Origin of the sequence: Pedobacter sp. SAFR-022 (assembly GCF_051965375.1) — a bacterium.
Lineage (GTDB): Bacteria > Bacteroidota > Bacteroidia > Sphingobacteriales > Sphingobacteriaceae > Pedobacter.
In genome coordinates, this window is the sequence record NZ_JBQCME010000001.1 from 964,004 (window position 1) to 976,156 (window position 12,153).

Here is a 12,153-nt window from a genome sequence, read left to right on the forward strand (position 1 = left end):
GTTAGAAGGACTGCAAACTTTTTCATCATTCGGGTATTTGGTTTAATGGTAAACTTAAACACAAATCGTTATTCCCCGTAGCTGTTATTGTATTATTTTTATTGCTCGAAAAACTAATCAGTCAATTAACCAAATATGAAGTACAAATCCCTATTCTTAGGCAGCATTGCCTTGCTGTTCATCACCTTTGCTACGGCAGCGGCCCCAGTAAAAAAGGCACCACCACGTGAGTTCTACCAGCTTATGGTTTACCACATCAAAGACAAAGCACAGGAAACACGTATGGACAAGTTCCTGTCGGAAGCCTACTTGCCGGCCTTACACCGCGCAGGATTCAAAACTGTAGGCGTGTTTAAGACGCTGAACATCGACACGGCCAGCGACAAGAAAATTTATGTTTTCATGCCATTCAAATCCCTGGCAGCATTTCACAAGACCACGAAGCTGTTGGAAACAGATAAGGAAATCGCCGCTAAAGGCGCAGATTATCTAAATGCAGCTTACAACGATACACCATACATCCGTATGGAGTCTATCCTGATGGAAGCTTTCAGCGGCATGCCAGAGATGAAAAAGCCGACGTTCAGCACGCCGAAGAGCGAACGTGTTTACGAATTACGCAGCTACGAAAGCGCTACAGAGAAGTTGTACAGGAATAAAGTGGCCATGTTCGACAAAGAAGAAGTCGAAATCTTCGATAGAATTGGCAGTCAGCCCGTGTTCTATGGAGAAGTAATTGCCGGAAGCAGAATGCCAAACCTGATGTATCTCACCACTTACAGCAATATGGAATCCAGAACGGCACATTGGAAAACATTTAGCGATGATCCAAAATGGAAAAGGGTATCGGCCATGCCGGAATACCAGCACAACGTGAGTAAAAACGACACCAAGTTTTTGGTGCCAACGGACTATTCAGACATTTAAACAGCAAGCCTCCAAAACGCACGCAGCCTGCATCCAGCTTGTACCTTAACAAGGCTTTAACAGGGGGTTGACAAGGGGTTGACAGGGCCTAAAGCCGGCCAATGCCTTGTCAACCCCTAGCTAAGACCTTTTGAACCTCTTGTCTGACTACTACTTGTATATATTTTTTAAGTCCTTTTCAAAAAGCGTGTATGGGTCCTTGTAAAATTTCATGAAATCCGGTACGCTTGGATGCCCGGGAAAAGGAGCATAGTAGTGGGTAGGGCTTTTCGTATCATTTCTCCAGACCAGTACATAAGATAACTCCATGTTGTTGCGCTTCATCACTTTGAGCAACACATCATTCCACCAGTTGGTATTGGGAATAGACTCCAATCCAGTTTCCGTAAATGCCGCAAGCTTGCCGGTTTTTTTAGCATAATCAGAAACGATAGTAAGCTTCTGTACTGCAGCCTCCAGGTTATAACGATTATCACGGCCCATATCGCCATAGTTGTCCATGCCAACCATATCTACCCATTCATCTCCAGGATAGCGTTCCAGGAATTCTGCTTCAGTGTTGAATTTATTATCCGGGGAGAAAGCATAAAGGATGTTATGAACGTTAGCGCTGTCTTTTAGATAAGAGACTGTAAAGCGCCACAGCGTTTTAAACTCCTCGGTGGTACAATGCGGTTTACCCCACCAGAACCACTCGCCATCAAACTCATGGTAGGGGCGGAAAATGATTGGTACCTGCTTTCCATCCTTACCTTTTAGGTCTTTAACCAGTCCGGCTACATTGTCCAGGATCTTCTTGTATTGCTCATGTGCTTTGCCCCCAGGAATGATGTATTTCACTGCTGGCAAGGAAAGTGAATCTACCCAGTAGAACCCACCTTTGGCAACTGGATTGGAGAAGTGCCAGGCTACAGTAGTAACCCCTCCACGATTATAGGTATCTACGATGTTTTTCTTTAAAGCAGCTTTGTTCTTTTCGATCTCCGCTTCGGGAAGGCCTGACAGGCCAGAGAAATCTACTCCAATTACTGCCGGATGAGAACCGGTAACCGATTTAACATCCGAGCGGTTTTCTTCACCAAACCAGCCATGTCCGTATTCGGTGGCATGCTGGTGCCCAAACAGCGTGTGCTTTTTAGAAAGCGTTTTCAGGTTTTTATACAAGGCCTTGGTTTCAGGGGTTGCTTGCGCGTCTATCGGTCCCTGCTGGGCAGATGCCGCGGTAAAGAGCAGCATCGCGATCGCGGATAATAAAAATGATCTCTTCATGGTGTTATACTTGGTGTTGTAATAATTTCGGTGTTTACTGCATCGATTAAATCAAAGCTATTGGATTCCGCCGCCCGCTTTCAATGCTATTTTATCGGAACATTGTATTAAAATGCGAAACAGGAATGGAATAGCGCAAATTGATGATGATATAAGAAATCCTTACCGGGGAAGGTACTTCGAGAACTTTGCATGCAGGTATTTTTTTTCTTCAGCCTGTTGTCGCCCATAAATACAAATATAGCCGCTAAACAGATACGCGGTAAAACACGCCAGGGCAAAGAAAAGCAGATGTTCAACACCAAACAGTTCAAGGCCCATAACCGTACAGGCTAGCGGGGTGTTGGTGGCTCCGGCGAACACGGCAATAAAGCCCAATGCGGCAAAGAGGCTCACTGGTGCATTAAGCAGGCCTGAGAGTGCATTGCCAAGCGTAGCGCCGATATAAAACAGCGGGGTCACCTCACCACCTTTAAACCCCGTTCCAACAGTTACGGAAGTATAGATGGTTTTCCAGAGCCAGCTCCAGTGGTCTGCGCCGCCTAGGTGGAAAGCTGATTGTAAGGTCACCGCAGCGGGATATTCCGGATCTACTCCAAGGCTCAGGTAATCTGTCTTGCCCAAGAGCTGTGTAAGTCCGATGATGATGAGTCCCCCAACAAAGGGGATCATCCATTTCAGCTTGAAAATGCGGTTGGATAAAGTCTTTATTTCATTGATCATACGGGTAAACAGGTAGCTGGCCAAACCAAAAGCGGCTGCAGCAGGAATAATTTTCAACGCCAGCAGCAGATCAAAATGTAGTGTACGGCTGAAATAATCGGCCTGGAGGGGCAGCTCATCGATGCGGTAATGCTGATGGTGGACCTGCCAGGCCTTAACCGTTGCATCTGCTAGCAGTGCTGCCATAAGGCCCGGGAGAAATGCTTTGTATTGGACTTTGCCCTTAGTGAGTACTTCAAGCGCAAATATGGCACCGGTGAAAGGCGTTCCAAATACGGCGGCAAAACCTGCAGCCAATCCTGCGCTAAGCATCAGTTTGCGTTCTTCCGACATGAGTTTAAACAAGCCATTGAACATGGAAGCAATGCTGCCACCCATCTGTACCGCTGTACCTTCGCGGCCCGCAGAACCGCCAAACAGATGTGTCATCAGCGTTGTAAGAAGTATCAGCGGTGCGATGCGCTTTGGAACAGGACCACCATCCTGTTGAATTTGATCCAGGATCAGGCTGTTTCCTTTTTCGGCAGACTGGCCAATCGACTGGTAAATGAGCTGGATCGCCACCCCGGCTAGCGGTAGCAGGAACAACAACCAGGGTTGTTCAAAGCGGAAGTGAATGGTCTTTTGCAAGGCCCATAAGAAGAAGGCAACCATGCTGCCAACTACAATCGCCATCGGTACAGTTAAGATCAACCAGCGTACAAGCCAGCGAAAAACAGTAAGCTGTTCGGAAAAGTAAAAGTTTCTTTTGGGTGACACCATCTCCTGCGATAAAACTAATGCATTATCCCAGGAAATGCAAATGCCTCATTTTTATTGATGCGGGGATATACTACAGGTTAGCCGGTTGCGTTATAGGTACCTGAGTATGAGAGAGACAAGTAAAAACATTAACGCTTGCCGCTTGCTCCTTACCCTCTTCAGCTTTCTATTTATCACCTTCAGTGCTTCGGCTCAAATCATCCTGACAGACGAAGCCATCCAACCAAAGCCTACTGGTTTTTACATTGCAGAAGTAAAGGATAATCGTGCTGAGAAAAGCAAGCCGGCAGAAATCATTATAAAAGATAACTTAAATAAACCACAAGCACAGTCCATGAACCTTCAGGGTGGCACGGCGGACGCTATTAAGCAGTACCTCGCTAAGAACCTGCCAAAATCAACATCGGGCAGGCCTATCGTGATTGGCATCGAACAGTTCAGGATTAGCGAGACCGCCGTCGGGACTAACAGCGTGGATGGGCAGATCAGTTTGAAGCTGTCCTTTGGCCTGGATAAAGATTATGGCGTAGAGCCGCTGATCAGCTATCCTGGATCCCTGCGCTACCGCAGAGGTTTGGCCGGTACGGCATCTGTGGAAAGGAACCTGCGTCAGCTCATCAACAGCGGGATCGGGTACTTCAGCTCCTGGATGGCATCGAACCTGGGTTCGGACCGCAGACTGGCCAAGTCGGTGAAGATCAGCTTTACGGATTATAAGGAAAGCAAGGAGGGCGATACCATTTATTACGATCCGAAGAGGCCCTTAACCTGGGCAGACTTTCAGTCCAAGATCAGGATCTCCGGTAATTTTCAGGCCTCAGTGATGCCCAGTTTCGGTTACACACAGGATGCTGATCTGGAGAATGGTGTACTGGATGTACGGGTAGCTGTTAAGGCATATGTCCCGAAGAGCGCCTGCTGGGCCAACCCCACAGACCGGAATGCCTACTACCTAAACCATGAACAACGGCACTTTGATATTGCCAAGATCATTGCGGAGCAGTTTAAAAAGAAGATGCTGGCAAAAAAGCTGAGCCCAGACAACTATGAAGCATTACTAAACATGCAGTATTTAGACTCTTACCGGGATATGAATACGATGCAGAAAGCTTATGATGATGAAACGAGCCATGGCATCAACAGGTTTGCGCAGGATGTGTGGAACGCCAGGATTGATAAGGAATTAAAGCAATAAAAAACCGGCAGGGATTACCTGCCGGTTGAATAACTATTTTTGGAATACCCTTACATAATCGACCATCATTTGCTGCGGGAAAGTCGTTGTTGCGTCCGGGTTCCCCGGCCATCGGCCACCTACAGCAAGGTTGAACAACAGGAAGTAAGGCTCCTGAAATTCCTTCCGTGCTGCAGAACTAATCTCCTGGGTATGGAATTCAACATCGTCTACAAACCAGCTGATCTTGTTTTCATCCCATAGGATAGAAAAGACATGGAACTTTTCTGAAAAATCCCCGGTTGGCAATGCGTAAGGTTTGCTGATGTTCGCATAAGTGCCGTTATCGTCAAAATGGATGGTGCCATATACGGTATTGTCTTTGCCAGGACCGCCACCTACTAGCTCCATGATGTCGATTTCGCCACTATATGGCCATTTTACATCATCGATGTTAGCGCCGAGCATCCATAAAGCAGGCCATATACCTTGACCTTTAGCCAACTTCGCCCGGATGTCTATACGACCATATTTAAAGGTCTTTTTGTACTGGGTTTTGATTCTGGAAGAGGTATACTGATACCCGCCAAAGGCTTCTTTTTTTGCGGTAATGGTGAGATAACCGTCCTTCACACTCGTGTTTTCCGCCCGATAATACTGCTGTTCCGCATTACCCCAGCCATCAGTGCCGTTTCCAGTTTCGAAGCTCCAATCTGCAGTGTTTAGCGCATTTCCGCTGAAGTCATCTTTCCACACCAAGCTCATACCGGGGTAGCTGTCGGCACTTTGATAGCCTTCATCTTTGACGGCAACCGTCACATCAACCTCCTTTGTCGCTACTGCAGAGGTGTTATCCGGTCCATATGCGGTAACTTTGATGGTATATTTTCCACTGGCCGTATAAGTCACAGAGGCCTTCCCGTCGGTGGAACGCAGGCCTTCTTCGTTATTACTTTTTCCGAAGGTGAAATAGTAACGGTCAGCATTGTTTGCCGTTGCAGTAGCCTGAACCAGGCCGGAACCATCATTGGAAACCACTACTGAAAGTTGCAAGTTCAGCGATGCAGGTGCATGTTCTGCTTTGGAACAAGATACCGTTAAGGTAAGGAGGAAAAGCAGCAATACCTTGGTCATCGTAGCTATTATCGATTTCATAGGATCTTAATTTAGTCGTTCTTTCTAGTTTACGTAAAAGGGAATATTTGCGGTTGCAACATTATTATTGCCGTCCTTAACGTACACAAACAAGCGGTAAGCGCCTTTCTGGGCTGGTGCAGTAATGGCCACCTGTTTAGTTTTAAGGTTATCCAGGTTCAGCGGGATCGCCACCGGGCGATCTTCATGATCTCCGCCTTCACCCACATTGGTTGCTTCAGGCAAGAGTTCATAATGATAGCTTAAGGGATCCTGATCCGGATCTGCGGCATCAACCAGAACCTGGTACTTTGTTCCGGCCTTCAACTGAATGCTGTTGACTGCTTTTTTCCCATCGAGATTGAAAGCGTAGATATGCGGCGCTTTATTTTTAGGGTAGCTGCCCGACCAAAGGTACTGCATAACGTCTACCACTTCAGATTCTTCACCTTTCTCCGTGAACACACCGTACCACGTTGGTGTCCTTTCCTGTTTCTGTCCCCATAAAAACACGTAGGAGCCCAGGCAGTTCAGCGTGTCGCGTTCTACAGAAAAGGCGTACCTGCTTTTGTAAACCGCAGCTTTCTCGCTGCTGGTCTCCTCGATAGGTGCCTTCCAGGTGGTCTGCAGACCTTCCCAGTGTCCTGTTGGTCCCCATTCGGTTACCATGTACGGTCCTTGCCAGCCAGTAGCTTTAACCTGCTCAGGCAATTGCGCCAGTCCACCATAGGTGTTGATCGACAAAATATCGATGGCCGGTGTATTGGTCTTAATATAATCGATCTCTCTTTTATTGATCCCTGCCAGTACGGTGCTCGCCGGGTGATTCGGGTCTTCCTTGTGGATCATCTTTGCAATATCGTTTACCGCATCCCATACTTTAGGGTTCTTGTAAGAAAGATTAAGCTCATTTCCAATGCCCCAAGCCAGCAAGGCTGGATGATCTTTAAACTTGATGACGTCTGCTTTTACGCGCTCAAACTGCTTTTTAACCGCAGCGGCGTCGTCATAATTAAAGCCATGCCTTTCCGGAACTACACCTAATCCCATCAACACCGTTAATCCGTGCTTTTGCGCCGAATCCAGAATTTGCTGGGCATCTTTAGTACCCCAGGTTCGTACAGAATTTCCGCCATAGGCCGCAATGCGGTCCATATAACTGGTGCCGCCGGCACCTTTGATGAAATAGGGTTGGCCATTTCGCAACAACTGATAGGTGTTGCCATTCTTTTCTACCTCCACTTTCACCGGCCCTTTGGAGGTCGTTTGCTGGGCGCTCAGTGCCAAGGGTAATGTGCATGCAACTGCTGCGAACAATAAGTTTTTAAGCTTCATAACTGTTTAAATATAGGGAAAAGAGGGTAGCGGATGCGACCCTCCGCTGAGCGTATTAATATCCTGGATTCTGAACCAATTTGTTATTTCGCTCCAGTTCGATCTGTGGGATTGGAAGCAGATTATAGTGCTCCCTGTAGCCCCTGTTCTCGAGGTTTTCATCGGTGTAGGTGAAGCTGCCATCGGCATTTTTCACGATCTTAACACGTTTTACTGGCTGATTGAAATAGGTCGAGCCCAATTTCCAGCGGCGTACATCAAAGAAGCGGTGTTCTTCAAATGATAGCTCTACCCGTCTTTCGTTTCTGATCTTTTCTCTCATCTGACTTTGACCCATTGCCGTTAGTGCAGGCTGTCCTGATCTTTCCCGGACTTTGTTTATAGCAGCTAATACCGTTCCATCAGCCCCGGCAACTTCGTTTTGTGCTTCTGCATAGTTCAAGAGGATTTCCGCGTAGCGCATGAAGATCCAGTCGTTATCACCACCCTGGTAAACGGCGTCTGCAGATACATATTTCTCGTCAATAAACTTCTTCAAGCCATAACCCGTTTTGGTACGGTCGCCATTGGTTGGTTTGTTTGCATTGCCACCTTCAAAGGTTTCTACGGTAACACCTTTCCAGCTGGATCCGTTTCTGAGTACGGATTTATCCAGGCGGCTATCGCGGTTTGCATAAGGATTGTTCTTATCGTAGTTGCTGGTCGGATCGGTGATCGATTTACCATCTTTCATCTCGTAAGCATCCACGAAGTTCTGGGTAGCATGGAAGGCACCCCAAGCACCACCAATTACTGAAGGTGCTTCGATGCTCATGGCTAGCTTCCAGGCTGTTTCATGAGTTCTGCCCGGTCTTGCGAATTTCTTTGCGAAGATCACCTCCCGGTTACCGGTTTTATCCATAAACAAACGGTAGTAGTCTGGATGGGTATCGTAAACACCTAAATCCATCACATCTTTAGCTGCTTTGGCAGCGTTTGACCAGCGTGTTGCATCGTTTGATGGGTTGTTTAACGGACTTGCATAATAAAGCAATACACGCGCTTTCAAGCCCAGTGCTGCACCTTTTGTCGCGCGGCCCAGATCTGCATCCGAATAACTCAAAGGCAGGTCTGCAGCTGCAGCATCACATTCATCCACAATGAACTTAACACATTCGTCGTAGCTGCTTCTTGGCACCGAAAGATCATCGGAGATCATTTGTTCCGTGGTGATCAGCGGCACGCCTCCGAAAGCTTTCACCAGTTCTTCATAACCGAAAGCACGTAAGAATCTAGCTTCAGCCTTTAAGCGGGCTTTTAGCTGCTCATCTGTAGTCGGAACAGCGTCTATCCTGGCCAGTAAGGTATTTGCCCTTCTGATCAATACATAGTTTGCCTGCCACATCTCCGTGCCGAAGTTGAAGTTGGAGGAGTTTAGGTCGCCTGCCTGAATCAGGTTGACGTTCAATGAAGCGTGTGCCTCAATATCGTCCGTAGCCATATCCAATAATCCGAAACCTACGGACCAGTCCTGACCCAATCCGGCATCCCGGCGTTCAAAACCACTAAGCAAGCTGGAGTAGATATTGGTTACGAACTGTGAGGTAAGTGTAATGTCCTTGAAAACAGCCTCATCAGACACAAAGTTTGTTGGCTTTACATCCAGGACTTTCTTGCAGGAATAGGCAGTAGACGCAAAGAATGCGATGCCCAGGATCCATGTTATTTTTTTAGTAATCATTATATGCTGATTTAATATGAGTAAATAATTATGCTAGCTTAAAATTGAACACTTAAACCAAAGTTGAAGGTCTTCTGCTGTGGATAGTACCAACCGTTAGCAGCTGTATTTTCCGGGTCAACATTCAGGATGTCGGTCAGGGTAAACAAGTTTTGACCATTGGCGTAAACCCGAACACCTGATAGCTTCAATTTAGAAAGGAATTCTGTTTTGAAGGTATAAGCCAGCTCTACGTTTTTAAGGCGTAAATAGGTCGCATCTTTAAGCCAGAAGCTGCTGGTTACATAGTTATTTCCGTTAGCGTTTAGTGATAGTCTTGGCAAAGTAGCGTCGAGATTATCAGGTGTCCAACGATCTAACCATTCTTCTGTTACGCGACCGCCATTATAGAATGCCCATGATGCATTTTGCGTAAGCATCTGCTGTGATCTGGTTGCTCCCTGGAAAAGGAAGTTTAACTCGAAGCCTTTATAGTTCAGCCCACCGCTGATACCATAAATGATCTCCGGTAAAGCACCACCACCTAAATAGGTTACGTCGAAATCGTCGATTACACCATCCGGAGCACCGTTAGGGCCACTAAGGTCTTCATACTTGATGTCACCAGGACCCGTTGTAGCCAGGAAAGCTGAGGTTTTAGCGGAGTTGTTGAAGTCGGCAGCATCTTTGAAGATACCGATCGCTTTGTAGCCATAATAACCACCATTTGGACGTCCAGTGATTCTTTTTCCTGCAGGCACATTGATCGCCTCGGCAGCTTCGATGATCTTATTCTTCGCATACGTAAAGTTTCCGCTTACATAGTAAGATAGATCATTTGAAATGGTGTTGTTGTGACTTAGCACCAACTCTATACCTTGGTTGGTTACACGACCAATGTTTTCTGTAGGCAGATTTGCACCAAATGATAATGGAACAGATAGGCTACGCGTTGCGAGAATATCCTTACGGTCTTCCTTGAAGTAAGTGAAATCTACACCGATCAGGTTTTTAAGTAATCTGGTTTCGAAACCAATATCTGTCTTGGTTGAAGTTTCCCAGGTAACGTTTGGATTGGCAATGGCACCTGGCGTTAAACCATTATACAAGGTACCTCCAAAAGGATAGTTGTTAGCCACCAGATCATACCTGTTATAGTAACCAAACCGGCTAGCGATTCTGTCGCTACCGAGTTTACCATAAGATCCCTTAATTTTCAAGTAATCTACTACGCTGATGTTCTTCATGAAATCTTCGCCAGTAACCAGCCAGCCAGCAGATACTGCAGGGAAATAGCCGGTTCTTTTGTTTGGTGCAAAGTTTTCGGACTCATCACGTCTTAAACTTCCCTGAATGAAATACTTGTTATCATAATCATAGTTCAGACGGAATGCAGCACTTCTTAAGCCTGTTTTATTTTCATCGTCTGAAAGCACTTCATTCTCTGCAGGACCAAAGTTGATTAGTTCCAGTGCTGAGCTTTCGTAAGAGTTCCTGGCACCACGGAGCCGGCTGTCCTGATTTTCTTTCTGCAGGATTAATGCTAAAGCGGAGATACCGTGTTTTCCAAAGCGGTTCTCATAATTGATATGTCCCTGGAACTCCAAACCCTGACCTTCGTTGAAAGTCTTGGATAAAGAAGATTGGGAAGGTGCCGTAGTTCCATAAGTGCCATCTGCATTCTTGACGTACAGAGGCACCCAGGTATTCCAGGTTTTATTGTAATTGAAGTTCCTGTCGAATGCCATCACCCCTTTTACCGATAGGCCTTTTACCCCAGGAATGTCCTGTGCCAATTGGAAATTGGTTAGAATGTAGTTGCCGGAGGTTCTGTTGTAACCGCTTTCCGGGCTAACTAAAGCTAGCGGATTAGGGTATGAACCCGGGCTAGCCAGATGTCCGTCTGCATACTGCGCCAGGAAGATTGGCGGGTTACGCATGGTATGTTCGAAGATGCCGCCTGAAGGTGGGGCAAGCTTGTTTTCTAACCTTCCGGATAGATCCACAGAGAAACGTGTGGTGTTCGTCACCTGTACATCCAGGTTGGTACGTACATTATAGCGCTTGTAGTTAAGCGATTTATACAAACCATCTTCGTTCAGATAACCTAATGAAGTGAAGTACTTAGTTTTCTCTGTACCTCCGCTTAAGGAAACATTGTGCTGCATTCTGGCTGCAGTTCCACCAAGCACAAGATCCATCCAGTCAGTATTCGGATAAAGTTCGCGATCAACACCGCTTCTGAAACCATCTAATCGCTCCAGAGAAAATTCAGGTGCTGCATTTGGGTTATCGTTTAGTTTGGCTTCATTGAAAAGCACGCCATATTCATAAGAACCCAGGCTTTTAGGCAATCTGGTTACCTGTGAAAGTCCGTAGTTGAAAGTATAACTTGCGGTTAACTTGCCCGCTTTTCCGCGTTTTGTAGTAACCAAAATTACCCCGTTTGCACCTTTAACACCGAATATTGCGGCAGAGGAAGCATCTTTCAGGATGTTTACCGATTCAATTTCATTAGGGTCCATCTGCGAGAAGTCACGGAAAGCACGCACAATTCCATCAACCACGAACAATGGCTCCATAGTAGAGTTGCCAAAAGTTGAATTACCACGGATGTAGATCTGTGCCGCATCAGAACCAGGCTCGCCTCCCGGCTGCTTGGTGATTACACCCACAGTTCTACCAGCAAGCGTATTACTTAAATCGCCTACCGGACTTTGGAGCATTTCCTTACTGTTCAGCGTTGCAATTGACCCGGTAACACTCGCTTTCCGCTGGGTACCGTAACCGACAACCACGACATCGTTCAACACGTTCTCCGAATCTTCCAGCACCACATTGATGGTCCTGGATGTGCCAACCACGATCTCCTGCCTGTTGGTGCCGACATAGCTGAATACCAATACAGCACCGCTTTCAGGAACACTGATGCGGTAATTTCCATCTGCATCCGATGAAGTGGCCGTTGTAGTGCCTTTTAGGAGTACGGAGGCGCCAGCGATTGCTGTCCCTGTTTTATCTGTAATCTTTCCGTTTACAGCGATGTTTTGTGCAACCGCCTGCTGTAGGAAACAGGAGGTGATCAAAAACACTATAATTTGTATAGTTCTTCTCATTTCGTTTTTATTTA

At 46.6% G+C, this 12,153-nt stretch carries 8 protein-coding genes; 2 read left to right on the plus strand and 6 right to left on the minus strand.

Features of this window, described 5'->3' with window-relative positions; all coding sequences use genetic code 11:
* The first annotated feature begins 135 nt into the window (after positions 1 to 135).
* Positions 136 to 927, plus strand: a complete 792-nt coding sequence (locus tag ACTHQF_RS04200; protein WP_440428615.1) for an NIPSNAP family protein — start codon at positions 136 to 138, stop codon at positions 925 to 927.
* 150 nt (positions 928 to 1,077) lie between these two features.
* Here the strand turns inward: ACTHQF_RS04200 and ACTHQF_RS04205 are convergent, their stop codons facing one another.
* Positions 1,078 to 2,196, minus strand: a complete 1,119-nt coding sequence (locus ACTHQF_RS04205; protein ID WP_440428616.1) for a glycoside hydrolase family 26 protein — start codon at positions 2,194 to 2,196, stop codon at positions 1,078 to 1,080.
* A gap of 162 nt (positions 2,197 to 2,358) precedes the next feature.
* Complete coding sequence (locus ACTHQF_RS04210) at positions 2,359 to 3,594, minus strand: voltage-gated chloride channel family protein (RefSeq protein WP_440428618.1); 1,236 nt, start codon at positions 3,592 to 3,594, stop codon at positions 2,359 to 2,361.
* A 193-nt stretch (positions 3,595 to 3,787) separates the two neighbouring features.
* Between ACTHQF_RS04210 and ACTHQF_RS04215 the strand changes: the two genes are divergently transcribed.
* Positions 3,788 to 4,876, plus strand: coding sequence for a DUF922 domain-containing protein (locus ACTHQF_RS04215; protein ID WP_440428619.1), 1,089 nt, complete (start codon positions 3,788 to 3,790; stop codon positions 4,874 to 4,876).
* Positions 4,877 to 4,909: 33 nt separating this feature from the next.
* Here the strand turns inward: ACTHQF_RS04215 and ACTHQF_RS04220 are convergent, their stop codons facing one another.
* The 4 genes from ACTHQF_RS04220 to ACTHQF_RS04235 are packed head-to-tail and all read right to left on the minus strand — an operon-like array spanning position 4,910 to position 12,139.
* Positions 4,910 to 6,010 (minus strand): family 16 glycosylhydrolase, encoded by a 1,101-nt coding sequence (locus ACTHQF_RS04220; protein ID WP_440428620.1) that lies wholly within the window; start codon positions 6,008 to 6,010, stop codon positions 4,910 to 4,912.
* A 24-nt stretch (positions 6,011 to 6,034) separates the two neighbouring features.
* Entirely contained in the window at positions 6,035 to 7,324 is a 1,290-nt protein-coding gene (locus ACTHQF_RS04225) for a glycoside hydrolase family 2 TIM barrel-domain containing protein (RefSeq protein ID WP_440428621.1), read from the minus strand.
* A 55-nt stretch (positions 7,325 to 7,379) separates the two neighbouring features.
* A complete protein-coding gene (locus ACTHQF_RS04230) occupies positions 7,380 to 9,044 on the minus strand; it encodes a RagB/SusD family nutrient uptake outer membrane protein (RefSeq protein ID WP_440428623.1) in 1,665 nt (554 codons plus the stop codon).
* 38 nt (positions 9,045 to 9,082) lie between these two features.
* The gene (locus ACTHQF_RS04235) at positions 9,083 to 12,139 is read right to left on the minus strand and encodes a SusC/RagA family TonB-linked outer membrane protein (protein ID WP_440428625.1); all 3,057 of its coding nucleotides are present in this window, start codon (positions 12,137 to 12,139) and stop codon (positions 9,083 to 9,085) included.
* Between the last annotated feature and the right edge of the window lie 14 nt (positions 12,140 to 12,153).